The organism is Pseudomonas petrae, assembly GCF_021728295.1.
GTDB lineage: Bacteria > Pseudomonadota > Gammaproteobacteria > Pseudomonadales > Pseudomonadaceae > Aquipseudomonas > Aquipseudomonas petrae.
In genome coordinates, this window is sequence record NZ_JAKJXE010000007.1 from 1 (window position 1) to 25,133 (window position 25,133).

The 25,133-nt window shown below is 59.2% G+C and carries 19 protein-coding genes; 11 read left to right on the forward strand and 8 right to left on the reverse strand.

The genetic code is table 11. The annotated features are described in order from the left end of the window. Nucleotides 1–81: 81 nt before the first annotated feature. Together L4G42_RS13370 and aptA are read right to left on the reverse strand one after the other, a co-directional pair. A complete protein-coding gene (locus L4G42_RS13370) occupies nucleotides 82–1,575 on the reverse strand; it encodes a CoA-acylating methylmalonate-semialdehyde dehydrogenase (RefSeq protein WP_237253005.1) in 1,494 nt (497 codons plus the stop codon). Nucleotides 1,576–1,642: 67 nt separating this feature from the next. Then, nucleotides 1,643–2,989 carry an omega-aminotransferase AptA gene (gene aptA, locus L4G42_RS13375; RefSeq protein ID WP_237253004.1) on the reverse strand — a complete coding sequence of 449 codons (1,347 nt, stop codon included), beginning with the start codon at nucleotides 2,987–2,989 and terminating at the stop codon, nucleotides 1,643–1,645. 143 nt (nucleotides 2,990–3,132) lie between these two features. Between aptA and L4G42_RS13380 the strand changes: the two genes are divergently transcribed. The 6 genes from L4G42_RS13380 to L4G42_RS13405 all read left to right on the forward strand — a co-directional run bounded on the left by L4G42_RS13380 (nucleotide 3,133) and on the right by L4G42_RS13405 (nucleotide 9,789). Next, nucleotides 3,133–4,053: a LysR family transcriptional regulator gene (locus L4G42_RS13380; RefSeq protein WP_237253003.1), complete on the forward strand. Its 921-nt coding sequence runs from the start codon at nucleotides 3,133–3,135 to the stop codon at nucleotides 4,051–4,053. 174 nt (nucleotides 4,054–4,227) lie between these two features. Beyond that, the gene (locus tag L4G42_RS13385) at nucleotides 4,228–5,613 is read left to right on the forward strand and encodes a uracil-xanthine permease family protein (RefSeq protein WP_237253002.1); all 1,386 of its coding nucleotides are present in this window, start codon (nucleotides 4,228–4,230) and stop codon (nucleotides 5,611–5,613) included. A gap of 84 nt (nucleotides 5,614–5,697) precedes the next feature. Then, nucleotides 5,698–6,357: a TetR/AcrR family transcriptional regulator gene (locus L4G42_RS13390; RefSeq protein WP_237253001.1), complete on the forward strand. Its 660-nt coding sequence runs from the start codon at nucleotides 5,698–5,700 to the stop codon at nucleotides 6,355–6,357. A 33-nt stretch (nucleotides 6,358–6,390) separates the two neighbouring features. Further along, nucleotides 6,391–6,978, forward strand: coding sequence for an IMPACT family protein (locus L4G42_RS13395; RefSeq protein ID WP_237253000.1), 588 nt, complete (start codon nucleotides 6,391–6,393; stop codon nucleotides 6,976–6,978). 598 nt (nucleotides 6,979–7,576) lie between these two features. Next, on the forward strand, nucleotides 7,577–8,263 hold the full coding sequence (locus L4G42_RS13400; protein WP_237252999.1) for an SDR family oxidoreductase: 687 nt from the start codon (nucleotides 7,577–7,579) through the stop codon (nucleotides 8,261–8,263). 170 nt (nucleotides 8,264–8,433) lie between these two features. Continuing rightward, entirely contained in the window at nucleotides 8,434–9,789 is a 1,356-nt protein-coding gene (locus L4G42_RS13405; protein WP_237252998.1) for an 8-oxoguanine deaminase, read from the forward strand. A gap of 69 nt (nucleotides 9,790–9,858) precedes the next feature. Here the strand turns inward: L4G42_RS13405 and L4G42_RS13410 are convergent, their stop codons facing one another. Next, nucleotides 9,859–10,950: a calcium:cation antiporter gene (locus tag L4G42_RS13410; RefSeq protein ID WP_192173244.1), complete on the reverse strand. Its 1,092-nt coding sequence runs from the start codon at nucleotides 10,948–10,950 to the stop codon at nucleotides 9,859–9,861. A 329-nt stretch (nucleotides 10,951–11,279) separates the two neighbouring features. Here L4G42_RS13410 and L4G42_RS13415 point away from each other — a divergent pair, with 329 nt between their 5' ends. Beyond that, on the forward strand, nucleotides 11,280–12,233 hold the full coding sequence (locus tag L4G42_RS13415) for an adenosine deaminase (RefSeq protein ID WP_065987534.1): 954 nt from the start codon (nucleotides 11,280–11,282) through the stop codon (nucleotides 12,231–12,233). Nucleotides 12,234–12,305: 72 nt separating this feature from the next. Here the strand turns inward: L4G42_RS13415 and L4G42_RS13420 are convergent, their stop codons facing one another. Beyond that, nucleotides 12,306–12,998 (reverse strand): ArsR/SmtB family transcription factor, encoded by a 693-nt coding sequence (locus L4G42_RS13420; RefSeq protein WP_065987535.1) that lies wholly within the window; start codon nucleotides 12,996–12,998, stop codon nucleotides 12,306–12,308. A 710-nt stretch (nucleotides 12,999–13,708) separates the two neighbouring features. After that, nucleotides 13,709–14,917, reverse strand: a complete 1,209-nt coding sequence (locus L4G42_RS13425) for a multidrug effflux MFS transporter (protein ID WP_237252997.1) — start codon at nucleotides 14,915–14,917, stop codon at nucleotides 13,709–13,711. A 227-nt stretch (nucleotides 14,918–15,144) separates the two neighbouring features. On the opposite strand from L4G42_RS13425, the gene L4G42_RS13430 reads away from it, so the two are divergent. Together L4G42_RS13430 and L4G42_RS13435 are read left to right on the forward strand one after the other, a co-directional pair. After that, on the forward strand, nucleotides 15,145–15,504 hold the full coding sequence (locus tag L4G42_RS13430) for a hypothetical protein (RefSeq protein WP_237252996.1): 360 nt from the start codon (nucleotides 15,145–15,147) through the stop codon (nucleotides 15,502–15,504). Between the two features lie 85 nt (nucleotides 15,505–15,589). Further along, nucleotides 15,590–16,084 (forward strand): GreA/GreB family elongation factor, encoded by a 495-nt coding sequence (locus L4G42_RS13435; protein WP_237252995.1) that lies wholly within the window; start codon nucleotides 15,590–15,592, stop codon nucleotides 16,082–16,084. Between the two features lie 74 nt (nucleotides 16,085–16,158). Here L4G42_RS13435 and ettA read toward each other — a convergent pair whose 3' ends face one another. After that, nucleotides 16,159–17,823, reverse strand: a complete 1,665-nt coding sequence (ettA, locus tag L4G42_RS13440) for an energy-dependent translational throttle protein EttA (protein ID WP_237252983.1) — start codon at nucleotides 17,821–17,823, stop codon at nucleotides 16,159–16,161. A 413-nt stretch (nucleotides 17,824–18,236) separates the two neighbouring features. Here ettA and L4G42_RS13445 point away from each other — a divergent pair, with 413 nt between their 5' ends. After that, nucleotides 18,237–22,058: a sensor domain-containing protein gene (locus L4G42_RS13445; RefSeq protein ID WP_419789374.1), complete on the forward strand. Its 3,822-nt coding sequence runs from the start codon at nucleotides 18,237–18,239 to the stop codon at nucleotides 22,056–22,058. 235 nt (nucleotides 22,059–22,293) lie between these two features. Next, nucleotides 22,294–23,547 (forward strand): serine hydroxymethyltransferase, encoded by a 1,254-nt coding sequence (gene glyA / locus L4G42_RS13450; protein WP_237259384.1) that lies wholly within the window; start codon nucleotides 22,294–22,296, stop codon nucleotides 23,545–23,547. A gap of 180 nt (nucleotides 23,548–23,727) precedes the next feature. Here glyA and yjiA read toward each other — a convergent pair whose 3' ends face one another. Together yjiA and L4G42_RS13460 are read right to left on the reverse strand one after the other, a co-directional pair. Then, nucleotides 23,728–24,705, reverse strand: coding sequence for a GTPase (gene yjiA, locus L4G42_RS13455; RefSeq protein ID WP_237252980.1), 978 nt, complete (start codon nucleotides 24,703–24,705; stop codon nucleotides 23,728–23,730). Nucleotides 24,706–24,915: 210 nt separating this feature from the next. Further along, nucleotides 24,916–25,113 (reverse strand): YbdD/YjiX family protein, encoded by a 198-nt coding sequence (locus tag L4G42_RS13460; RefSeq protein WP_065987541.1) that lies wholly within the window; start codon nucleotides 25,111–25,113, stop codon nucleotides 24,916–24,918. Nucleotides 25,114–25,133 lie beyond the last annotated feature (20 nt).

Sequence of the window (25,133 nt, forward strand, 5' to 3'; positions counted from 1 at the left end):
CCCCTAATTTAATGAAACTGTCATATCAGTCAAAAATAGCTGATGGGGTGGGCAAGTTTGGGGACTCGCCCACCTAAAGCTTTAAAGACTCGGGAAGGCGAACTGCGAGGCCTCGTGACTCGCGCGCTGCGGCCACCGCTGTGTAATGGCTTTGCGACGGGTATAGAAGCGAACGCCATCCGGGCCATAAGCATGCAGGTCGCCAAAAAGTGACCGCTTCCAGCCGCCAAAGCTGTGATAAGCCACAGGTACAGGCAGCGGAACGTTCACCCCAACCATACCCACTTCGATCTCGTCGCAGAACAAGCGCGCCGCTTCACCGTCTCGGGTGAAGATGCACGTGCCATTGCCGTATTCGTGGTCGTTGATCAACTGCATGGCATGTTCGAGGCTATCCACTCGCACGATGCACAGCACCGGACCGAATATCTCTTCTTTGTAGATGCGCATCTCGGCTGTGACATGGTCGAACAGGCATCCACCCAGGAAAAAACCATCTTCGTGTCCGGGCACCGTTAACCCACGACCGTCCACGACCAGTTTCGCACCCGCACCTACGCCTTCTTCTATATAGCGGGTAACTTTGTCGCGATGTTGCCCGGTGACCAGGGGGCCCATATCGAGACCGCTGGAAGTCCCGGCGCCGATCTTCAATCCGTTGATGTGCGGCACCAGCTTGGCAACCAGCGCGTCGGCGACCTGGTCACCCACGCACACTGCAACCGAAATCGCCATGCAGCGCTCGCCGCACGAACCATAGGCCGCTCCCATCAATGCGCTCACGGCGTTATCCAGATCCGCGTCGGGCATCAGCACCGCGTGGTTCTTCGCGCCACCCAATGCCTGTACCCGCTTGCCGCGTGCGGTGGCTTCCTTATAGATGTACTCGGCGATCGGGGTTGAGCCCACAAAACTCAGCGCTTTGACTTCGGGGGCTTCAATCAACGCATCAACCGCTACCTTGTCGCCATGCACGACGTTAAGTACGCCCATCGGCAATCCGGCTTCATGCAGCAACTCTGCGATCAGCAAGGTTGAGCTTGGATCGCGCTCGGACGGTTTGAGGATGAAACAGTTGCCGCAGGCGATCGCCAACGGGTACATCCAGAGGGGAACCATTGCGGGGAAGTTGAACGGGGTGATGCCCGCCACTACGCCAAGCGGCTGAAAGTCAGACCACGCATCGATGTTCGGCCCGACGTTGCGGCTGTACTCGCCCTTCAGGATTTCAGGCGCGGCACTGGCGTATTCGACATTCTCGATACCGCGTTTAAGTTCTCCCGCCGCGTCTTCGAGGGTCTTGCCGTGCTCTTCGCTGATCAGTCGGGCAATACGTGCCTCGTTCTGTTCCAGCAACTGTTTGAAGCGGAACATGACCTGCGCACGCTTGGCAGGAGGGGTATTGCGCCACGCAGGGAAGGCCGCTTTGGCAGAGTCGATCGCCTGTTGCACGGTTTCGCGACTGGCGAGCGGTACAGTGCGGATGGCCTTGCCAGTCGAAGGGTTGAATACATCGGCGCTACGGCCGTTTTCGCTGACCCGCTCGCCATGTATCAAGTGTTGGATGGTGCTCATGCATAACTCCGGAAGATATCAGCCCACAGGCGCTACCGAAGTGGCGCCTGCAAGCCTGCAAAGGGGATCAGTCGATTTGATTCAGGGCCTGGCCGACTGCGTCAAACATGCGGTCGAGATCTTCTGGCCTACTGTTGAAGGTCGGGCCGAACTGCAGGGTGTCGCCGCCGTAGCGCACGTAGAAACCTGCCTTCCATAGTTTCATGGCCGTCTCGAATGGACGCACAATGGCGTCGCCGTCGCGCGGCGCAATCTGGATGGCGCCTGCGAGCCCGTAGTTACGGATGTCGATGACGTTTTTGCTGCCCTTCAGACCGTGCAACGAGCTTTCGAAATGGGGCGCGGTTTCAGCCACTTGCTGCACCAGGTTCTCTCGCTGAATGATCTCCAGCGCGGCAAGGCCGGCGGCGCAGGCGACCGGATGCGCTGAATAGGTGTAGCCATGGGGAAATTCCACGGCGTACTCAGGCGTCGGCTGATTCATGAACGTCTGGTAGATCTCGGTGCTGGCAATGACTGCCCCCATCGGGATCGCGCCGTTGGTGATCTGCTTGGCAATGCACATCAGGTCCGGCGTCACGCCGAAGCTGTCGGCGCCGAACATCGAGCCGGTACGCCCGAAGCCAGTGATCACCTCATCGAAAATCAGCAGTATGTTGTGCTGGTCACAGATTTCACGCAGACGCTTGAGATAACCCTGCGGCGGAACAATCACCCCCGCAGAACCTGCCATGGGCTCAACGATCACCGCTGCAATGTTCGAAGCGTCATGCAGTTCGATCAGCTTGAGCATTTCCTCGGCCAGCGCAATGCCGCCCTGCTCCGGCATGCCCCGTGAATAGGCGTTGCTGGCAAGCAGCGTATGAGGCAGATGATCGACGTCCATCAATTGCCCGAACATCTTGCGGTTGCCGTTGACGCCACCCAGGCTGGTGCCCGCGATATTCACGCCGTGATAACCACGGGCGCGGCCGATCATCTTGGTTTTGGTCGCCTGGCCTTTCAAACGCCAGTAAGCGCGCACCATTTTTACCGCAGTGTCAGCGCACTCCGATCCAGAGTCGGTATAGAAGACGTGATTCAGCTTGCCGGGTGTCAGATCGGTGATCTTTTCAGCCAGCTGGAAGGACAGCGGGTGTCCGAACTGGAATCCTGGCGAGTAGTCCAGCGTACCCAACTGGCGGGAAACCGCTTCCTGGATCTCCTTGCGCGTATGCCCTGCCCCACAGGTCCACAGCCCCGACAAACCGTCATAAATTTTGCGACCCTTGTCGTCTGTCAGATAGCTGCCTTCGGCGGCGACGATCAGCCGTGGATCACGATGGAAGTTTCGATTCGCCGTATAGGGCATCCAGTGGGCATCTAGTTTGAGCTGGCTCGCCAGAGACATGTCGGACGATTCGGGCATATTCATCGCAATTAACCTCACTGGGCGTGGGTGGCCTGATTTCCTGATTGGAGTACGGACAGGAGCAGGCCGGTTGCAGCTAAAGTGCCACGGGCATAAAGTCTGGAAAATCCTGCTTTTACGATCTTCAGTTGACCGGTTACTAAACTATGAGCACCCGCCGTAACGACCCTCTGGCGCAAGTCAGCGATTTTGATATCCGTCTGTTGCGAATCTTTCGCAGCGTCGTCGAGTCCGGTGGCTTTTCCGCAGCAGAAAGCGCGCTAGGCATTGGTCGCTCCGCCATCAGTCAGCAGATGAGTGATCTGGAGCAACGCCTGGGACTGCGTCTTTGCCAACGAGGTCGTGCGGGGTTTTCGCTTACGGAGGAAGGCCGCGAGGTCTATCAGTCATCGCTGCAGTTATTGAGCGCCCTCGAAAGTTTTCGTACGGAGGTGAATGGTCTTCACCGACACCTACGCGGCGAACTGAACATCGGGCTGACGGACAATCTGGTCACCCTCCCCCATATGCGGATTACCCACGCGCTTTCCCACCTGAAAGAACGTGGTCCGGACGTGCACATCAATATCCGCATGATCGCGCCCAACGAGGTCGAGCAGGGTGTGCTCGACGGCAGCTTGCACGTTGGCGTCGTACCCCAGGCCAGCGCCTTGTCGGGACTGGAATATCAGCCGCTGTATAGCGAGCGTTCGCTGCTGTATTGCGCGGTCGGCCATCCGTTGTTTTACGCAGACGATGCACTGCTTGGCGACGATCGACTGTCCGCGCAGGAGACCATCGCGCCGACGTTTCGTCTGCCGAGTGAAATCCAGGCCCACTATCAGGCGCTGAAATGCACCGCGAGCGCGTCGGACCGGGAAGGCATGGCGTTTCTGATTCTGACGGGGCGTTACATCGGCTATCTGCCTGATCATTACGCCAGCCTTTGGGTGCAGCAGGGGCGGCTGCGTGCGCTGAAGCCTAAAGCGCGGTTTTACGACGTGAGCCTTGTGACCGTCACGCGCAAAGGACGCCGCCCCCATTTGGTGCTGGAAAGTTTTCTGGAGAGTCTGGCTGCCACACGATGAAGCCGCTTCAGTACGTAGGTACCTCAATGACGCGCAGTCAAACGGCGCCGACATACGTGTATCCCCTTGATAGCCGTGCATATCAGGCGAATCAGCAGACAGGTATCTGATCAGTTGGACAGGTTTTTGCAGTAAGGCTGAATGTAGGAGCCCCACACACAATCGAGAGCCAGCATGCAGCCTGAAGCGCCAGACAATAACGACCTCATTTATGGCCTCAACGACCGGCCGCGCCCCGGGCCCGCCCTCCTGGCGGCAATCCAGCATGTGCTCGCCGCATTCGTGGGCATTATCACGCCGCCGCTGATTATCGGATCGGCGCTTGGCCTCGGTGCTTACATGCCTTATCTGATCAGCATGGCGCTAATGGTCTCGGGGGTGGGCACGTTCATTCAGGCGCGCCGGCCGTTCGGTATCGGCGCCGGCATGATTTGCCTGCAAGGTACCAGTTTTGCGTTTCTCGGCGCGGTGCTGTCGGCAGGCTTCATGGTCAAGCAGCGCGGTGGCAGCCCGGAGGACATCATGGCCATGGTGTTCGGTGTGTGTTTCTTCGGCGCCGTCGTGCAGATTGTGCTCAGCCGTTTCATCGGTCAGTTGCGTCGGGTGATCACGCCACTGGTGACCGGCATCGTCATCACGCTGATCGGCGTCAGCTTGATCAAGGTCGGCGTGACTGATCTGGGAGGCGGCTTCAAAGCCCCGGACTTCGGCGAGCCGGTCAATCTGGCCCTCGGCGTTTTCGTGCTGGCAGTGATCATCGTACTCAACCGCTCGAGCGCGCCCTGGTTGCGGCTGTCGGCCATTATTATCGGGCTCGCAGTCGGCAGCATTGCAGCCTGGTTCAGCGGCAAGCTCGTGCCTCACTCCATTGCCGACGTTGCGCTGATCAGCGTTCCTGTGCCCTTCCGCTTCGGATTCAGCTTCGACTGGGCCGCTTTCCTGCCAGTCGCGCTGATTTATCTGATCAGCAGTATCGAAACCGTCGGCGACCTCACCGCCAACTGCATGCTCTCCCGCGAGCCCATCAAGGGCCCCAGCTACATTGCCCGGCTAAAGGGCGGTGTATTGGGCGACGGCGTCAGTTGCATGATCGCGGCGACTTTCAGCGCGTTCCCGAATACCACCTTCGCGCAGAATAACGGTGTGATTCAGCTCACCGGCGTCGCCAGCCGGTATGTGGGTCTGTACATCGGAGCGATCCTGTTTCTGCTAGGACTGTTCCCGGTGATCGGTGCGATCCTTCAGCAGATTCCCAAACCGGTGCTTGGCGGCGCGACATTGGTGATGTTCGGCAGCGTCGCCGCGGCAGGGGTGCGGATCCTCGCGCAGGCGCCACTGGATCGCCGTAGCATGTTGATCATCGCCACCTCTTTCGGTGTAGGACTGGGTATCGCGGCGCAACCGACGCTTCTGCATCATTTGCCACAATTAGTGCAGAGCCTGTTCGACTCGGCAATCACCAGCGGCGGGCTGACGGCCATCGTGATGTGCCTGGTACTTCCGGAAGCCAAGGAATCGAGCGAAGCCAAAAAACAGACCGCGGAATCCTTTGAGCACTGATTTACGAGGGCAACGCTTGTCGGATCCTCGCGGGTGCGCTATGTGTTCACCGCGTCGCACCCAATGATCCGTCTGGAACCGCACATGACCCTCGAAGTCCCCGCTCACCGCCCCAGCGCCACCAAACCGGCCAGCCGCATTCGCCAGAAGAACGAAGAAGCGATCCTCAAGGCGGCCGAGGACGAATTCGCTCGGCATGGCTTCAAGGGCACCAGCATGAACACCATCGCGCAGAATGCCGGGTTGCCCAAAGCCAACTTGCACTATTACTTCACCAACAAGCTGGGTCTGTATATTGCGGTGCTGAGCAACATTATCGAGTTGTGGGACAGCACCTTTAACAACCTGAGCGCAAACGACGATCCGGCACAGGCGCTGACGCACTACATACGCGCAAAGATGGAGTTCTCACGTCGCCAGCCACAAGCTTCGCGCATCTTCGCGATGGAGATCATCAGTGGCGGCGAATGCCTGAACCAGTATTTCAGCCAAGACTACCGCGAGTGGTTTCAGGGCCGTGCCGCCGTTTTCCAGGCGTGGATCGACGCTGGGAAAATGGACCCGGTCGATCCGGTGCATCTGATTTTCCTGCTGTGGGGCAGCACTCAGCATTACGCTGACTTTGCCACGCAGATTTGTCAGGTGACAGGCCGCTCGCGGCTGACCAAGCAAGACATAGAGGCCGCTGGGGATAACTTGATCCGCATCATCCTAAAAGGATGCGGACTCACGCCTGCTTTATAACGCCTGAAAACCCAAGCGCAGTCTGGAATTTCAATGCCTTTTACGCTCATCGGCCCCTGCGAGTTTCGCGAAGAGATTCGCAAGAGCCGCTTCATTACCCTCGCCGCGCCCGTCGAAACGGCTGCCGATGCCCAAGCGTTTATTGAGCAACACAGTGATCTCGACGCTACGCACAATTGCTGGGCCTGGAAGCTGGGCGCGCAGTACCGCAGCAACGACGATGGCGAACCGGGCGGCACGGCTGGGCGGCCGATACTCGCGGCCATTGATGCTCAGGATTTTGATCGGGTCGTCGTGCTGGTCATTCGCTGGTATGGCGGGATTCAACTGGGCACCGGCGGGCTGGCGAGGGCCTACGGCGGGGGTGCAAATAAATGCTTGCAGCGGGCTGATCGTGTGCCGCTGATCGATCGCGTGTCGTTGCAATTCGATTGCAGCTTCAGCGAACTGGTGCTGATAAAGCTGCGAGTGGCCGAACTTAACGGGCTTGTGGAGGATGAGCGCTTCAACGCAAACGGCGTCACGCTCTCAATCGCTCTAGGGCCCGTGCAGATTGGAACCCTTCAGCGCCAAGTGTCCGACATCAGTCGCGGACGGATTGTGTTGCAGCCGCCGCAGTAATCGATCCTCAGACGTATCGACGCTTTCCCGGCTAAAGCCGGTCCTACAAAAAATGCGACGACCTTAATCGCCGGTGGCATTTGCCCACATCTACTGTGCATCCGCCTGTGGACAAGCTGAGCACACACCGCCGCAGGCCTTGATCCATAAGGCTTTGGGTCGCTTGATCACTTTTTAGCCAAAACAGTGCGTTATGAGTAAAAGCAACCGTAAAACAGGACGTTAGCGCCATTTATGTCGATGCGGTGCTCGTTTCGAGCGGGTTATATCGCCAAACCACAGCCACCTCCATTACCTGTGGAGCAATCTGTGGATAACCCGTGCAAGCCTTTGCGGGCTGCCGAGTAAACCGCACATTGCCGGAGCCGGATGTTTTTATACAGACGTACCGCCAGGCAGGCTCGAGCGTGCGCAGTCCTGATAGCCTGACATTCATATCGGAAACGTCCACTCACATATGTCGTGAGCCTCTGTCATCCTCTGCAGCTAACTTATGCGCCTCGCGGCACACAGCGCTTAAGGAAACAAAATTCCCGCCGCGTCGCGATGTCCATCGATTGAGTGTAATTTTTCGTTCGTTTGTACAGGAGTCATCTCAATGTCCACCCCTAAAACAGCCCTGATCATCGGAGCTTCGCGCGGCCTTGGCCTTGGACTGGTGAAACGTCTGACCGAACTGGGCTGGGAAGTCACCGCCACTGTCCGCGATGCCCAGAAGGCCGACGAGCTGAAAGCCCTGCCGAATGTCCAGTTGCAGACACTGGACATCGACGAGCAATCGTCCCTCGAAGTGCTCACCCACAACCTCAAGGACCAGACGTATGACCTGCTGTTCGTCAACGCGGGCGTGATGGGCCCGATGCATGCCAACCCCACCGACGCCACCGCCGGCGAACTGGGTCAGCTGTTTCTCACCAACGCCGTCGCGCCAATACGCCTGGCCAAACGCTTCGTCGACCAGATCCGTCCCGGGACCGGCGTGATCGCGTTCATGAGCTCGGTGCTCGGCAGCGTCACCATGCCGGACGCGCCAGAGATGGCGTTGTACAAAGCCAGCAAAGCAGCGCTGAACTCAATGACCAACACCTTCGTGACGCAATTGAGCGAGAACAAACCCACCGTGCTATCGATGCACCCCGGCTGGGTTCGTACGGCAATGGGCGGTGAAGGCGCCGACATCGACGTCGAAACCAGCGTGCGCGGAATTGTCGAGCAGCTCGAGCGGTTTGCAGGAAAAGGTGGTCATCACTTCGTGAACTACAAGGGTGAAACGATTCCCTGGTGATTGCGATGCAAGTCACGGCAGCCTGAGCTGTCGTGACTTGCCCGATCCAGTGACAACACTCTAGAATCCGCGCTCGCCTGGCAGCGCGTTCGATGCTGCGGCGACCCTGGATCAGCAGACAGGGCAACACTGAGCTGGCGACCTGAACCCACTTTCAGAGGAGCCGGCCAATGCCCGCGATCCGTACCTGGTTGAAAAATCCCCTTGCCGTTTTCACGGCCAATGAGCTCGATGCTCGCGGCGGTCTGGTGGTCGAAGGCGGGGTTATCGTTGAGACGCTCCCGCTGGGGCAACAGCCTGCACAGCCTTGCGATCACGTGTTCGATGCACGCGAGCATGTCTTGCTGCCCGGTCTGATCAACACACACCATCACTTCTATCAAACCCTCACCCGCGCCTGGGGTCCGGTGGTCAATCAGCCGTTGTTCCCCTGGCTGAAAACCCTGTATCCGGTGTGGGCGCGGCTAACGCCGGAAAAACTCGCACTGGCCAGCAAGGTCGCCCTGACCGAGTTGCTGCTGTCGGGCTGCACCACCGCCGCCGACCATCATTATCTGTTTCCGCAGGGGCTGGAAGACGCCATCGATGTCCAGGTGGAAAGCGTCCGCGAACTGGGTATGCGCGCGATGCTGACACGGGGTTCGATGACCCTGGGCGAGGCAGACGGAGGCCTGCCACCCCAACAGACCGTCCAGCAGGGCCAAGTGATTCTCGATGACAGCGTGCGGTTGATCGAGGCCTACCACGAGCGGGGTGACGGCGCGCAGATCCAGATTGCGTTGGCGCCGTGCTCGCCGTTTTCCGTGACAACCGAGATCATGGCTGAAAGCGCGGTCCTGGCGAAGAAGCACGACGTGCGCCTGCACACGCATCTGGCCGAAACCCTGGACGAAGAGGACTTCTGCCTGCAGCGCTTCGGCCTGCGCACGGTTGATTACCTGGACAATGTCGGTTGGCTTGGCCCTCGTACCTGGCTGGCGCACGGTATTCATTTCAACAGCGAAGAGATCACTCGCCTCGGCCAGGCGGGCACCGGGGTCTGTCATTGCCCGAGTTCGAACATGCGCCTTGCGTCAGGCATCTGCCCCACGCTGGACCTGCTTGCCGCAGGCGCGCCGATCGGTCTGGGTGTCGACGGTTCTGCGTCAAATGACGCCTCGAACATGATGCTTGAAGCCAAGCAGTCGCTTTACCTGCAGCGCTTGCGTTACGGGGCGGAAAAGATCACACCGGAACTGGCATTAGGCTGGGCGACCAAGGGCTCGGCGCAATTGCTGGGCCGGCATGACATCGGCGAGTTGGCCGTGGGCAAACAGGCTGATCTGGCGCTGTTCAAGCTGGACGAGTTGCGCTTCTCCGGCAGTCATGATCCGCTCTCGGCGCTGTTGCTGTGCGGCGCTGATCGCGCAGACCGGGTGATGATCGGCGGCAAATGGCGGGTGACTGATGGGCAGATAGACGGGCTGGATCTGAAGGGGTTGATTGCAGACCATCGGCAGGCTGCTGCGGAATTGATCAGGGGCTGATGCGCTGTTACAGCCGTGGGGAAGTGAAACTGCTGACTCCCCCACGGCTGGCTTCAAGCCGAACCTGGTCTATAACCCCATCAGAGACAGCATGATGAAGGTGGCAAACAGCACGAAATGCGTCATGCCTTCGATGGCATTGGTTTCGCCGTCGTTAAGGTTGATGGCGCAGACCAGCAAAGTGACGAAGATCATCACTGTTTGCACCGGTGTCATCGCCATCTGGAACGCTTGGCCGCTGTAAAGGGCCATGCCTTCCATGACCGGCACGGTCAGGATCACCGTCGACAGCGAAGCACCCAGGGCAATGTTGACCACTGACTGCATGCGATTGGCCAGCGCGGCTCGCAACGCGGTCAGGATCTCCGGCGCCGCCGAAATGGCCGCCACCAGAATCGCCGTCATCACCGGTGGAGCGCCGCTGCCTTCCAGACCCAGATCGACGGTTTTAGACATGACCTCGGCCAACGCGCCAATCACCACTACACCGAAAACCAGCGTGGCAATCGAGCGCGTCAAGTTGACTGGCTCGTGCGTTTCTTCCGCCTCACCCTTACGGCGCTTCTTGTCCGGGTAGCTGTAGCTGAAGAAGTAACTGTGCGGCCCAACCTGCATACGCAGGAACAGCGCATAAAGCAGGATCATCGCGCCGATGGTGAAGGCCGAATACAGCTTCCACTTCCCTTCCGGAATGAATTCCGGCACTACCATCGACACCGCCATGGCAGTCAGAATCATCACGCTGTAAGACCGCGCGGAGTCATCGTTGTAAGACTGTTCACCGTGCTTGAGCCCGCCCATCAACGCGGCAAGACCCAGAATCCCGTTGATGTCGAGCATCACGGCCGAATAGATCGTGTCCCGCACCAGCGTGGGTGAAGGTTCATTGCTCATCATGATCGCCAGAATCACAACCTCAACCAGCACCGCCGACAACGTCAGGATCATCGTGCCGTAGGGATCACCGACCTTTTCCGCCAGCAACTCGGCATGGTGAGCCACTCGCAACGAGGCGCAGATGATGAAGCCCACCAGGGCGATGCCCGCGATCAGCGCGACGGTATTGCCGTTGCTGAGCAATTGGTGTTCGTAGAAGTACGCGAAAAAGGTCGCAATGACCGCCAGTAGAAGAAACTTTTCCTGCTTGAGAATCGTGCCCATCGCTGCCTTTTAGCCCTTTGCGACCCTGGCCGCACATCCATGAGGTGAAGTTTACTGAAGCGCTTGAGAGTGTTGATGTAAACAAAGGTTTCTAGACAGGTTAGCAGCGGGTCGCGACACATCGTCGCGCCGCCGCGTCAAATTGCCTTCACCCTGACTGTGTTCGGAACATCCAGGCCCCGAGAAACGCCTGCGACTGCGGCTTCTCGTTGCGCGGACCTGCAGTGATGCGAGCCAATGTACTGGGTGAACCGTCCGGTCAGGTTTTATTCAGCCCGCTCGCCTGACTCTGTAGAATGCCCGCCATTGCACCTTACGAGACAACGCCCATGTACGACTGGTTGAACGCCCTGCCCAAGGCAGAACTGCACCTGCATCTGGAGGGCTCGCTGGAGCCGGAACTGTTGTTCGCTCTGGCTGAGCGCAACAAGATCGCCCTGCCTTGGGCGGACGTCGAAACCCTGCGCAAGGCCTATGCCTTCAACAATCTGCAGGAGTTTCTCGACCTGTATTACCGCGGCGCCGACGTGCTGCGCACCGAGCAGGATTTCTACGACCTGACCTGGGCTTACCTGGAGCGCTGCAAGGCGCAGAACGTTATCCACACCGAACCGTTTTTCGACCCCCAGACCCACACCGACCGCGGCATTCCATTTGAAGTCGTGCTTAACGGGATTGCCGGCGCTTTGAAAGACGGCAAGGAAAAGCTCGGTATCGGCAGCGGCCTGATCCTTAGCTTCCTGCGCCACTTGAGCGAAGACGAAGCGCAGAAGACCCTCGACATGGCCCTGCCCTACCGCGACACCTTCGTGGCCGTCGGCCTGGACAGCTCTGAAATGGGCCATCCGCCGAGCAAGTTCAAGCGCGTTTTTGATCGTGCTCGCGGTGAAGGCTTCCTGACCGTTGCCCACGCAGGTGAAGAAGGTCCGCCGGAGTACATCTGGGAAGCACTGGATTTGCTGAAAATCCAGCGTATCGATCACGGCGTGCGCGCCATCGAGGACGAGCGCCTGATGCAGCGCATCATCGATGAGCAAATCCCCCTGACGGTCTGCCCGCTGTCCAACACCAAGCTCTGCGTTTTCGATCATATGGGTCAGCACAACATTCTCGACATGCTTGAGCGCGGCGTGAAAGTGACCGTCAACTCCGATGACCCGGCGTACTTCGGTGGCTACGTTACCGAGAACTTCCACGCGCTGCATACCCATCTGGGCATGACCCAGGATCAGGCCAAGCGCCTGGCGCAAAACAGCCTCGACGCCCGCCTGATCAAGCCTTGATCAGCCACGCCCCTTGAGCAGTAAAAGCGTGTGGACGTTCTGCTCCACACGCCGCGCGCCCCTTTCGGGGGGTCACGCCGCCGAGGCGATCTTGCTGATTTCTCGTTGACCATTGGAAGAGACCTGCAACGTGGAAGCCTCTTCCGTCGTCCGCAGCCAACCCAGCTGCATAAACAACTGCAAAAGCCCCGCCCCCAACGCGCCGCCCAAGTGCGGCCTGCTTTCATGGCAGTCGACACAGGCACACACGGCCTCGCGTCGTCTGTGGGCCAGTGCGGGAATGAAAATCCCCCGTTCGGCAAAGCGGGAAATACCGACACTGGTAACTTCCAGCCGGTGTTCGGATTGTTCGATCCAGCCCGCGCCCAGCATCCTTAAATACAGCTCGGCACCCATCTCGCCGCCCAGATGATCCGCGCAAACACTGGCACGGCATAACGGCAGGGGCGGCAATGGTTGCGCCATGCTGCGGCTGATCAAATCCGCGCTGACCATCGATGCGCTGACCAGTGCCTGGACGGCGGTCCGGACTTCCGGAGCAGCTAGCCTGAAGTAGCGCTTGCGGGCGCGTACTTCGTGGCGCAGCAATCCGCCGGCAGCAAGACGCGCCAGGTGCGCACCGGCAGAAGAAGTGGAAAGACCCACCAGCGAAGCTACTTCATTGGCCGCCCGCGATGTTCCGTCCATCAATGCCCACACGATCGCGCTGCGTTTGGGGTCGGCGAGCAACGCAGCGATCTGGCTGATGCAAGGTACATATTCCATGTCTTCACTCCCTGTTGAACATTATCTAAGCGGACCGGCGCCGGTGCGCAGATCGAGGCGTGCCATTGGCGCGGAGTCACGGGCGTAATCAGTTGAAAGCGCCGGACCGTTGCTGTGGTGAACCATCATGGGTGTATAAGGCGAAAACGGACCCTGATTTAAATCACCTCATACGAACTCTGATCGCTGGAACTTGCATGCAATACAGACAGCTGTGCCCGAGCAATACAGTTAGAAAAATGAAAATTAAATCGGATCCATGACGGCGCTTAGTATAAGACCTGCAGCCGATCGGCGGATAAACTTGTCCATTGCCTCGCCCTTTATTTGTGGGCCGTATTGGCAAATGTTCAGCACAATTCGGCTGCCCATTTACTGCGCAGATTCAGCCAGATAGCCGGAACCCCTTAAACGACGGGCATTTGCGCGGACAATCGCAGCTCACGAATTCAGCGTCAGGGCGATTGCCTACACAGCAAACTCCTGATCCCTTCAAGAAAATAATCTGCTCACGGGGCGTGTCAGAAGGGACTGCTCTCGATCAAGCACGAGACCCAGTTGCGAGTTTTTAATAGCTGTAAGAAGTTTCCAATTCCGAAGTAGTAAACAGCCGTATATAACCCGCTCTTTTTCAACAGGCTGAACATGCTTGTACAGGCTTGGGTTAAACCTGGCGAAAGTCGGCAACGCGTTAACGTTGCCGATGTCGGTTAGATACGAACATCCGCGTGGGGAATCAGCGCGTCTCGTTTCAATTGTGCTCGGCGGGTAACAACCGCAAGCGTCACAGCGAGTAGGCCGCACAGTGTAATTACGGTCGCCATCGGCACGGCCGTTCCGTCATGCAGTACGCCAACCAGTGCCGCCGCGCCCGCAGCGACACTGAATTGCAAGCACCCCAGCAAAGCCGACGCGCTGCCTGCACGTTTGCCCTGTCCACTCATTGCGCACGCCGAAGCGTTGGGAATGATGCAGCCCAGGCTGGCGATGTAGATGAACAGCGGAATCAGCAGCGGCCACAGCTTTTCGGTGTGCAGGGAGGCGATGGTCAACAGCGCGAGGGCGGCAGCGAGATAGATCCAGACAGTCCGCGACAGCAGCCACGCCGGACCATAGCGGCCAACGAGTCGGGCGTTCACCTGGGCGATGAGGATGAAGCCTGCAGCGTTGATGCCGAATAACCAGCCGTAGTGTTCCGCCGGGACGCCATAGAGCTTGATGAAAACGAAAGGCGAGCCTGCAATGTAGGAAAACATCCCGGCCATCGCGATGCCGCCGGTGAGCGCGTGGCCCAGGAAGATACGGTCACCCAGCAGATTCCGGTACGACCCGAGCGCGCCCGAGAGCGGCAGTCGCGGATGGCCGGCCGGCATGCTTTCCGGCAAGCCCCTGAAAACCGCCACCGCAGTGAGTGCGCTGAACACCGTCAAGGTCAGGAAGATGGCCTGCCAACCCACGACGTTGACCAGCAACCCGCCCAGCATCGGGGCAAGGATCGGTGCCAGGCCCATGACCAGCATCAATTGCGAGAACACCTTGGCCGAGTCGACCGGCGAGCATTTGTCGCTGACGATCGCCCGCGACAGCACCATGCCCGCACATCCCCCCAACGCCTGTATGAAGCGGGCAGCAATCAGCCATTCAAGAGAAGGCGCCAAGGCGCACGCCAGCGATGCGAGGGTGAACAAGCCGACGCCAAATAACAGCGGGATCCGGCGGCCGAAGCGATCGGCAATCGGGCCGTAGGCGAGTTGGCCGATGCTCAGGCCGAGGAAATAGGAGGCCAGGGTCAGTTGAACGTGTTTCTCGTCGGTGCCGAACGCCAAAGCGATGGCCGGGAAACCTGGCAGGTAAAAGTCGATGGCCAATGGGCCAAAGGCGCTGAGTGCGCCGAGGATCAGAATCGTTCTGAGGTTCATTAATCTTCCTAAACGGTTTTGCGCAGCGCAACAGTTTAACAACCTTGAATCTAGGCGGCCGGCTCACAGGAAAATTACCAGAAGTTTTTTCGAGACGTCGTCGCTGGGCAAAAAAGGTGGAACTTATTGCGTGCGACCGAGCATCGGTTAATGGATTTCCTACAGCGTTTTTACCAATAACTCACAGAAGCGCTTCTAAACTTTTCTCAAGCAGTGAGGAAATCAAAATGAATGCGCGATGGGCTGTGCTGTGGTGCGTTGTAGTTGTCGCCGGATGTCAGTCTACCCACGACCAGTTATTGGCCGAAGGTTACCCACCGGCATTCGCTGACGGTTTTCAGGATGGCTGCGGGAGCGGGCGACAATCCATCGATGTCATCAAGGGACAATTCAAAAAGGACGTGCCGCGCTATTTGCGTGACACGCTGTATGCACAAGGCTGGTCGGACGGATTTCGTCAGTGCCAGGCCCAACTTGCCAATAGCAATGTTCAGGATCAGGGCCGCGACAGCATCTGGAACGATCGCGATCGCGACTGGGACCATCAGAGAACTCAGGACGCCGCCAAAGCCTACCGCTCTCATTGAACGCCGGTCACGCCTGGATAGCGGGTGAAACTATCGGGGACCCATCATGGCCCAATGTGACTAAGCCATGAACAGGAGCCCCGCCATGAGTCGCGCCTTCGTCAACGAAGACAACGCCGCCGCGCAAATCGACCCGCCAGTTGAACGGCAGATCAGCGCCCAGACCAATTACGTCACCCAGCGCGGCCTTGATCAATTGCACGATCAGGTTGAGCAGCTGCAAGCGCAATACAGCGAACAGAACGCTCAAGGTGATGACGCTGACAAGCAGCGCATGGCAGAAATCGAACGTGACCTGCGTTATTTCAACCAGCGCCTGCAGAGCGCCCAAGTGGTCAGCAGCAACTCAGATGACAAGGTTCAGATTGGCAGTTGGGTGACCTTTGTAGACGAGGACAGTGTCGAGCAGCGCGTGCAATTGGTCGGCGAGGATCAGGCTGATGCGGGCAGTCGGTTGATCAATTGGGCGTCACCGCTGGGCAAGGCCTTGGTCGGCGCCAAGGTCGGGGACGAAGTCACTTGGAGTCGACCGGTCGGCGATGCAGTCATCGAGGTCATACAAATTGAGGCCGGCGACTGACTCATTCCCCTGACAATCAACCAGACACAAAAAACGGAGCCCGAAGGCTCCGTTTTTTGTGACACCAACCCGAATCAGGCCAGTTTCTTGTGACGCACGCGGTGCGGCTGAGCGGCTGCGTCGCCGAGGCGTTTCTTGCGATCGGCTTCGTACTCGGTGTAGTTGCCTTCGAAGAACACGGCTTGCGAATCGTCTTCGTACGCGAGGATGTGAGTCGCAACGCGGTCAAGGAACCACCGATCGTGAGAGATCACAATGGCAGCGCCCGGGAAGTCCAGCAGGGCTTCTTCGAGGGAACGCAGGGTTTCAACGTCGAGGTCGTTTGACGGTTCGTCGAGCAGCAGGACGTTGCCACCCTCCTTCAACGTCAGCGCCAGGTGCAGACGACCGCGCTCACCGCCAGACAGGTCCTTCACGAACTTCTGCTGATCGCCGCCCTTGAAGTTAAAACGGCCGACATAGGTGCGCGAGGGTATTTCGTAGTTGCCGATCTTGATCTGATCAGAGCCGTCGGAAATCTGCGCGAACACGGTCTTGCTGCCGTCCAGGTCGTCGCGGCTCTGATCGACGCACGCCAGTTGCACGGTTTCGCCAACTTCAATGGAGCCGGAGTCAGGTTGTTCCTTGCCCATCAGCATGCGGAACAACGTCGACTTACCGGCACCGTTACCGCCGATCACGCCGACGATGGCGCCTTTAGGCATGGAGAACGACAGGTTGTCGATCAGCACGCGGTCGCCGTAGCCCTTGGTGACGTTCTTGAACTCGATGACCTTGTCGCCCAGACGCGGACCGGCGGGGATGTAGATCTCGTTGGTCTCGCTACGCTTCTGGAATTCCTGCGACTGAAGCTCTTCGAAGCGTTGCAGACGGGCCTTGGATTTCGACTGGCGCGCCTTGGCACCTTTACGGACCCACTCAAGCTCTTCTTTCATGGCCTTTTCATGGGCCGATTGCTGCTTGGATTCGGCCGCCAGACGATCGGACTTGGCTTCAAGCCAGCCGGAATAGTTGCCTTCATACGGAATGCCCGCGCCGCGGTCGAGCTCCAGAATCCAGCCAGCGACGTTGTCGAGGAAGTACCGGTCGTGCGTGATCGCAACCACGGTGCCCGGGAAATCGTGCAGGAAATGCTCGAGCCAGGCGACGGAATCGGCGTCCAAGTGGTTGGTCGGTTCGTCGAGCAGCAGCATGTCGGGGGCGGACAGCAACAGGCGGCACAGGGCCACGCGGCGTTTCTCACCACCGGACAGGTGTTCGACCTTGGCGTCCCAGGCCGGCAGACGCAGCGCATCGGCGGCGACTTCCAGCTGGCGCTCCAGGTTGTGGCCATCGCTGGCCTGCAGGATTGACTCAAGTTTGGCCTGTTCGGCGGCCAGCTTGTCGAAATCGGCGTCCGGCTCGGCATAAGCGGCATAGACTTCGTCCAGACGCGCTTGAGCGTTTTTGATCACGCTGACCGCTTCCTCGACCACTTCACGTACGGTCTTGGTCGGGTCGAGCTGCGGCTCTTGCGGCAGGTAGCCGATGTTCAGCTCAGGCATCGGGCGCGCTTCACCGTCAAACTCGGTGTCGACACCGGCCATGATTTTCAGCAGCGTGGATTTACCCGAACCGTTGAGGCCGAGTACGCCGATCTTGGCGCCGGGGAAAAACGAGAGGGAGATGTTTTTCAGGATTTCCCGCTTCGGCGGAACAACTTTGCTCAGCCGATGCATGGTAAAGACGTATTGAGCCATGGAATGAAAACCTGGAATGGGACTGTGAATAAAGGCGCGAGCTTAGTGCTGCGTCGCAAAAAATGCGTTTATCTTCGCGCCGCAACTTGCCGTAGCGCGATTCCGGGCCTTGAATTGATCAGAGCCAGACCGGCGCGGCCGGGACAAACTTCCGAGGACCGGTATTAAAGCTGGAGCAATGCTTGCACGTCTTCTGAAACCTGCAAGCACGCCGTGCAGAACCGGCGCGTCGTGCGTGGCGCAAAGCTACCCGAATGCACGCAACAGGGCAAACCGTCCGGCCCATTAGCGCTGGCACTTAGCCACAGCTCGGTGGCATGCTAGCCGCCTTTTACGCACCGGGCTTATAGTGCGTTTCGCACATGCTGATTCAGTCCAGTAGTCAGGATCACAGTTTGCTCAAACCGACCCCCATCTCGCCCCTGCGCCCATCTGATAGCGCAACGACTGTGCCTTTAAAAGGCGTACTCAGAGGTGCGCTCGCGGTTTTGGTCCTGATGATGTTGATGCTGTTGTTATGGCAGATGATCGTGCAGTTCCAACAGTCTCAGGAACGTCAGCACAACCGCAGCATCGACTACAGCGTGCAGCTCGCCGACCGGTTGAACCTGAGCATGGCCCTGAACGCGCAGGTGGCACTGAACGTGCTCGACAAAGCACACGACGCTTTGCAATCCGCAGACGAATCAGCGGCAGTGCTGGCGAGTCTGCGTCAGTCCATGCCGGCGCTGAAAAGCCTGGTCTGGCTCGACAGCGATGGGAATGTCAGCGCCGACAGCGACGGCGATACCCGTGATGTCGGCTTTTTGACCCAAATGCATTCGGTCATCCAGGGTCACCCGTATTTTTATGCCAACGACCCAAGCGCCTCGACGTTCTATCTGTTCATCCGTCAGCCCGGCACCGGCAATGAGCGCTACTGGGCGCTGCGACTCAAGCCCGACATGCTGAAATCCCTGACTCGCCAGGGCGATCTGGATTACCAACCCGTCTGGCTGCTGGAAGATATCAGCAGTCACCGACCCCTTTACAAAAACCTGCCAGACGCCGATCGGTCCGCTGACAGCGAGTTGCAGACAGTCCTTCTGCAACCGCTGACCCACAGCGACTGGCAACTGCGCGGCCTGTTCGACCTGCAGAAAGCCCGCCAGACGCAGCTCTTCCCGCTGATCGGCAAATGCCTGCTCGCCCTGCTCTGTTCCATCATTCCGTTGTTTGCGTTGCGCAGCCTGCGTCGCCGCCAACTCCAGCTGCATCAAAGCCGTCGACGCTACAAAGACATTTTCGAAGGCACCGGCGTCGCGCTGTGCGTACTGGACCTCTCCGGTCTGCCGGCTTATCTAAAGCACCTGCAAGTGAACAGCGGCGAAGACCTGAACGCGCGCCTGATCAGCCAGCCCGAGCAAATCAGTGACCTGCTTCAGCAGTTGCGCATCACCGAGGTCAATCAGGTTGCCGCTCAATTGTTGCACGCAGAATCGGCACAGCATGTCTGGCAGAAGCTGATTGAAGGTTGCCCCCGCGCCAGAAACGGCATCGGCCTGCAGATACTCCAGGCCGTTCTCGACGGGCAACGTCAGCTGGAGCTCGAAATCCTGCTACCCGGCGTTCAGGGCAGTGACCAGCATCTCTGGCTGGTCATGCGTCTCCCCGAGCAATCCGAAGACTTCAACGCCGTCATCCTCAGCATCAGCGATTTCACCAACCGCAAGCAGGCCGAGCTGTCGCTCCAAGAGCGGGAGCGGTTCTGGTCGGATGTGGTGCGCACTGTTCCCGACCATCTGTACGTACAGGATGTGGTCACGCGGCGAATGATTTACAGCAACCACCACTTGGGCGAGACGCTGGGTTACAGCCGGGCCGAACTGGACGAAATGGGCGAAAACTTCTGGGAGTTCTTGCTGCACCCGGACGATCTCGGCGCTTACGAGCAATTACGCTGCGCCCATGGCGAGCCTGGTAGCAGCGAGATGACACACTGTCACCTGCGTTTTCGCGACCGGCACAGCAACTGGCGCCTGCTCGACATCCGCGAACAGGCGCTGGCGGCGGACAACGACAGTCTGGTCAGGCGCATTGTGGGCGTCGCCAAGGACATCACCGAGCAAGTGGAAGCCAGCCAGTCCCTGCGCGAGAGCGAACAGCGTTACCGGATGCTGGCGGAAAGCATCAGCGACGTCATTTTCTCCACCGATCGGCAACTGCGAGCCAACTACTTCAGCCCCTCGGTCAATACGGTGCTGGGCTACAGTGCCGAGTGGATTCTGCAGCACGGCTGGAAGGCGATCATCGCTAACCCTCAGCAGCTCAGCGGCTTCTATGCGCTGCTGCAGCGCATCAGTAAAGCGCTGAACAAGCCCGAAGTGTTGGCGGACCTGCGCAGCGAGATCACCACCCAATTGTTCCTGTTCGATTGCCTCCGCGCTGATGGTCGCAAGATTCCCGTAGAGCTGCGTCTGGTTCTGGTGTGGGATGAATCCGGGGCGTTTGAAGGCGTTCTCGGCGTGGGACGTGATGTCAGTCAGCAGCGGCGCGCCGAAAAAGACCTGCGCATGGCGGCCACGGTATTCGAACACTCGACCTCGGCCATTCTGATCACCGACCCTGCGGGCTATATCGTGCAGGCCAACGATGCGTTCACCCGGGTCAGTGGCTACGCCGTGTCGCAGGTGCTGGATCAGCTGCCAATGATGCTGACCGTCGAAAATCAGCAGGCAGCGCACCTGGGTTACATCCTCAAACAGCTGAGCCAGCGCGGCAGCTGGGAAGGTGAGTTGTGGCTCAAGCGTCGCGACGGCGAGCACTACCCGGCTTGGGTCGGGATTACCGCCGTGCTCGACGATGAAGGCGACTTGGCCAGCTACGTGTGCTTCTTCAGCGACATCAGCGAGCGCAAGGCCAGTGAGCAGCGTATTCATCGGCTGGCTTATTACGACGCACTGACCCATCTGCCCAACCGCACGCTGTTTCAGGACCGTCTGCACAGCGCGTTGCAACACGCCGAGCGTCAGCAGGCGTGGGTGGTGCTGATGTTCCTCGACCTTGATCGTTTCAAACCGATCAATGATTCGCTGGGCCATGCTGCCGGCGACCGGATGCTCAAGGAAATGGCCTTGCGCCTGCTCGGATGCGTCGACGAGGACGACACCGTTGCGCGCATGGGCGGCGACGAATTCACGCTGCTGCTGCAACCTCGCCCCACCCAACAGGCGGCGCTGAACCGGGCGATTCATGTGGCCGAACAGATTCTCGCCAGCCTGGTGAAACCCTTCGTGCTGGAAGGTCGCGAGTTTTTTGTCACGGCCAGTATCGGCATTGCGCTCAGCCCGCAGGATGGCAACGAACTGAGCCAGTTGATGAAGAACGCCGACACGGCGATGTACCACGCCAAGGAACGCGGCAAGAACAACTTCCAGTTCTATCAAGCCGACATGAACGCCAGTGCGCTTGAGCGTCTTGAGCTGGAAAGCGACCTGCGCCATGCCCTGGAGCAGGGCGAGTTCACGCTGTATTACCAGCCGCAATTCAGTGGCGACGGCAAGCGCCTGACCGGCGCCGAGGCCTTGCTGCGCTGGCGTCATCCGCGTCGCGGCCTGGTGCCGCCAGTGGAATTCATCCCGGTGCTCGAAGAGCTCGGGCTGGTGGTCGAAGTCGGCGAATGGGTGATCCGGGAAGCTTGCCGCCAGTTGCGCGAGTGGCATCTGGCGAAGGTTCGCGTGCCAAAAGTGTCGGTGAACATTTCCGCGCGGCAGTTTTCGGACGGTCAGTTGGGCACGCGCATCGCCGGCATCCTCCAGGAAATCGGCCTGCCGCCCGCCTGCCTCGAACTTGAACTGACTGAAAGCATCCTGATGCGTGAGGTGAGCGAAGCCATGCAGATTCTGGCCGGGCTCAAGCGGCTGGGCTTGAGCATTGCGGTCGATGACTTTGGCACTGGCTACTCGTCGCTGAATTACCTGAAGCAGTTCCCCATCGACGTACTGAAGATCGACCGCACGTTCGTCGATGGCTTGCCGTCCGGGGAACAGGATGCGCAAATCGCCCGGGCGATCATCGCCATGGCCCACAGCCTCAATCTGTCGGTGATCGCCGAGGGCGTGGAAACCCACGAGCAGTTGGAGTTTCTGCGCGAACATGGCTGCGACGAAGTTCAGGGCTACCTCTTCGGCCGACCGATGCCAGCGGCGCGGTTTGAGGCACAGTTCAGCAACGATGCGCTGTTTATGCTCGACTGAAGAGACACCGATCACCTGTAGGAGCGCGCTTGCCCGCGAACCACTCGTACATCCGACACAAATGTGTCTGGCCCAAAATCGCATCGCGAGCAAGCGCGCTCCTACAAGATCATTCGTCAGTCATTCTCCCGCATGAAAACCGCTTGTCCCGGACATGACCCGCTTTCATATGCCAGATAAAACCCGATGGGTTAGAATGCCCCCCTTTTCTACTGCCCGATCCCCGAGGACCGCCATGTTCAGCCGCAATTTGACCATCGCCAAGTACGACTACGACCTGTACGCCGCTATGGAACAGGAAGCCAAGCGTCAGGAAGATCACATCGAGCTGATCGCCTCGGAGAACTACACCAGCCCGGCCGTCATGGAAGCCCAGGGCTCGGTCCTCACCAACAAATACGCTGAAGGCTACCCAGGCAAGCGTTACTACGGTGGCTGCGAATACGTCGATATCGTCGAGCAACTGGCCATCGATCGCGCCAAGCAACTGTTCGGCGCCGATTACGCTAACGTCCAGCCACACGCCGGTTCCCAAGCCAATAGCGCGGTGTACCTGGCGCTGCTCAATGCTGGCGACACCATTCTGGGCATGAGCCTTGCCCACGGCGGTCACCTGACCCACGGCGCCAGCGTTTCTTCCTCGGGCAAGCTGTACAACGCTGTTCAGTACGGCATCGACGGCAACGGCCTGATCGACTACGACGAAGTCGAACGTCTGGCGGTCGAGCACAAACCGAAGATGATCATCGCCGGTTTCTCGGCCTACTCGCAGATCCTCGACTTCCCGCGCTTCCGCGCAATCGCTGACAAGGTCGGCGCTTACCTGTTCGTCGACATGGCCCACGTGGCCGGTCTCGTCGCCGCAGGCGTTTACCCGAACCCGGTTCCGTTCGCTGACGTCGTCACCACCACCACCCACAAAACCCTGCGCGGCCCACGCGGCGGCCTGATCCTGGCGCGCGCCAACGCCGAGATCGAGAAGAAGCTGAACTCCGCTGTCTTCCCGGGTGGCCAAGGCGGTCCTCTTGAGCACGTCATCGCGGCCAAGGCGATCTGCTTCAAGGAAGCGCTGCAGCCTGAGTTCAAGACCTACCAGGAACAAGTGGTGAAAAACGCCAAGGCCATGGCCGGCGTTTTCATCGAGCGCGGTTTCGACGTGGTCTCCGGCGGTACTGAAAACCACCTGTTCCTGCTGTCGCTGATCAAGCAGGACATCTCCGGTAAAGACGCAGACGCCGCACTGGGCAAAGCGTTCATCACCGTGAACAAGAACTCCGTGCCAAACGATCCACGCTCCCCGTTCGTCACCTCCGGCCTGCGCTTCGGCACCCCGGCCGTGACCACTCGCGGCTTCAAGGAAGCAGAGTGCAAGGAACTGGCCGGCTGGATCTGCGACATCCTGGCAGACCTGAACAACGAAGCGGTGATCAACGCCGTTCGTGAGAAGGTCCAGGCCATCTGCGCCAAGCTGCCGGTTTACGGCGCTTGATCTGACGCCCCAGCAGTACATGAGAAGCCCGGCTCTTGAGCCGGGCTTTTTTTGCGCCGTGTCTCATTGCAGGAGCGCGCTTGCCCGCGAACGCGGCGTGTCAGTCACCCTAGACGTATTTGAAATGACGCATTCGCGGGCAAGCGCGCTCCTACAGTTGATCGGCAGCGTGGCTCGGACTCAATCCGCCGCGACTTGCGCAAAGCCGGCCCGGATCTTCTCCTCCGGCAGTTCGTCAGCAATGAACACGATCACGCTTTCGCGTTTCTCGCCTTCCGCCCACTCCACATCGAAATCAAATCCGTAGAGCTTCAGCACCCCCTGAAACACCAGCTTGCGGTCTTCGCCGGCGATGCTCAGCACGCCTTTGTAGCGCAGCAGTTGTTTGCCGTGCGCTTCCAGCAACTCGTTCATGAACGTGCTGAGCTTGTCGATATCCAGCGGCTGATCACTGCGCAGGACCAGGCTGCTGATGCGGTCGATGGAGCGGCCTGCCGGAGCCGCCGGGCGCAGGGTCATCCCGCCGATGTCAGCGTTGAGGTTGAAGCCGCGCACATCCAGCAGTTCGGCGAGGTCGATCTTGCCGTGTTCGACCACGCGGATCGGCGCACGTCGGTTGATGCGGGTCAGTCGCTCGCTTAGCGCTTTGAACGTTGCTTCATCCACCAGATCGGTCTTGCTCACCAACAGACGATCCGCGAAGCCGATCTGCGCTTGGGCGATGGTCTGCTCCAGGTGCGTATCGGCATGGGCTGCGTCGACCAGCGTGATGATGCCGTCGAGGATGTATCGCTCGCGCAGCTCTTCGTCGACGAAGAAGGTTTGCGCAACCGGTGCGGGGTCTGCCAGCCCGGTGCATTCGATGACCAGCCGGTCAAACGCGATCTCGCCGCTGTCGAGGCGTTCCAGCAGCAGATACAGCGCCTTGGTCAGGTCGGTGTGAATGGTGCAGCAGACGCAGCCGTTGGACAGGGTCATCACCTGTACCGGCTCGTCGCCGAGCAACTGAGTGTCGATGCCGGCGTCACTGAATTCATTCTCGATCACGGCAATCTTCAGGCCGTGCTCTTCCTTGAGCAGATGGCGCAGCAAAGTGGTTTTGCCGGCGCCGAGAAAGCCGCTGAGGATTGTCACGGGGATGGGGTGCGAAGCGGTCATGGGTTCTCCTGACGTGTCACTGTTCAGACTGTGGGAGCGCGCTTGCCCGCGAATGCAATCTGTCTGCACCCTCTTCGGAAACAGTTGAAAGGCATTCGCGGGCAAGCGCGCTCCTACAAGGTGGAACGGCTGCCGGTGGAAGTGGCAGACGCGAACGCGCCACGACTGGCGTGGCGCGTTGTTGAACCAGGCGTTGCAGGGATCAACCCTTTAACAGCACTTGGGCCCGCCCTTCCCGCCGTAACGTGCGTCCTGGCGTTCCCGGAAGAACGCTTCGTAGGACATCACCGGCTTGTCCGGGTGGGTCTTCTGCATATGCTCAACGTAGTTGTCGTAATCCGGCATGCCCACCATGAGGCGAGCGGCCTGACCGAGATACTTACCCAGGCGACTCAGATCGTTGAACATATGCAGCTCCTCGCGTTACA

Excerpts from the sequence above, each read along its gene's own strand:
- L4G42_RS13370 (WP_237253005.1), bottom strand. The coding sequence starts at position 1,575 with ATGAGCACCATCCAACACTTGATACATGGCGAGCGGGTCAGCGAAAAC.
- aptA (WP_237253004.1), bottom strand. The coding sequence starts at position 2,989 with ATGAATATGCCCGAATCGTCCGACATGTCTCTGGCGAGCCAGCTCAAA.
- L4G42_RS13380 (WP_237253003.1), top strand. The coding sequence starts at position 3,133 with ATGAGCACCCGCCGTAACGACCCTCTGGCGCAAGTCAGCGATTTTGAT.
- L4G42_RS13385 (WP_237253002.1), top strand. The coding sequence starts at position 4,228 with ATGCAGCCTGAAGCGCCAGACAATAACGACCTCATTTATGGCCTCAAC.
- L4G42_RS13390 (WP_237253001.1), top strand. The coding sequence starts at position 5,698 with ATGACCCTCGAAGTCCCCGCTCACCGCCCCAGCGCCACCAAACCGGCC.
- L4G42_RS13395 (WP_237253000.1), top strand. The coding sequence starts at position 6,391 with ATGCCTTTTACGCTCATCGGCCCCTGCGAGTTTCGCGAAGAGATTCGC.
- L4G42_RS13400 (WP_237252999.1), top strand. The coding sequence starts at position 7,577 with ATGTCCACCCCTAAAACAGCCCTGATCATCGGAGCTTCGCGCGGCCTT.
- L4G42_RS13405 (WP_237252998.1), top strand. The coding sequence starts at position 8,434 with ATGCCCGCGATCCGTACCTGGTTGAAAAATCCCCTTGCCGTTTTCACG.
- L4G42_RS13410 (WP_192173244.1), bottom strand. The coding sequence starts at position 10,950 with ATGGGCACGATTCTCAAGCAGGAAAAGTTTCTTCTACTGGCGGTCATT.
- L4G42_RS13415 (WP_065987534.1), top strand. The coding sequence starts at position 11,280 with ATGTACGACTGGTTGAACGCCCTGCCCAAGGCAGAACTGCACCTGCAT.
- L4G42_RS13420 (WP_065987535.1), bottom strand. The coding sequence starts at position 12,998 with ATGGAATATGTACCTTGCATCAGCCAGATCGCTGCGTTGCTCGCCGAC.
- L4G42_RS13425 (WP_237252997.1), bottom strand. The coding sequence starts at position 14,917 with ATGAACCTCAGAACGATTCTGATCCTCGGCGCACTCAGCGCCTTTGGC.
- L4G42_RS13430 (WP_237252996.1), top strand. The coding sequence starts at position 15,145 with ATGAATGCGCGATGGGCTGTGCTGTGGTGCGTTGTAGTTGTCGCCGGA.
- L4G42_RS13435 (WP_237252995.1), top strand. The coding sequence starts at position 15,590 with ATGAGTCGCGCCTTCGTCAACGAAGACAACGCCGCCGCGCAAATCGAC.
- ettA (WP_237252983.1), bottom strand. The coding sequence starts at position 17,823 with ATGGCTCAATACGTCTTTACCATGCATCGGCTGAGCAAAGTTGTTCCG.
- glyA (WP_237259384.1), top strand. The coding sequence starts at position 22,294 with ATGTTCAGCCGCAATTTGACCATCGCCAAGTACGACTACGACCTGTAC.
- yjiA (WP_237252980.1), bottom strand. The coding sequence starts at position 24,705 with ATGACCGCTTCGCACCCCATCCCCGTGACAATCCTCAGCGGCTTTCTC.
- L4G42_RS13460 (WP_065987541.1), bottom strand. The coding sequence starts at position 25,113 with ATGTTCAACGATCTGAGTCGCCTGGGTAAGTATCTCGGTCAGGCCGCT.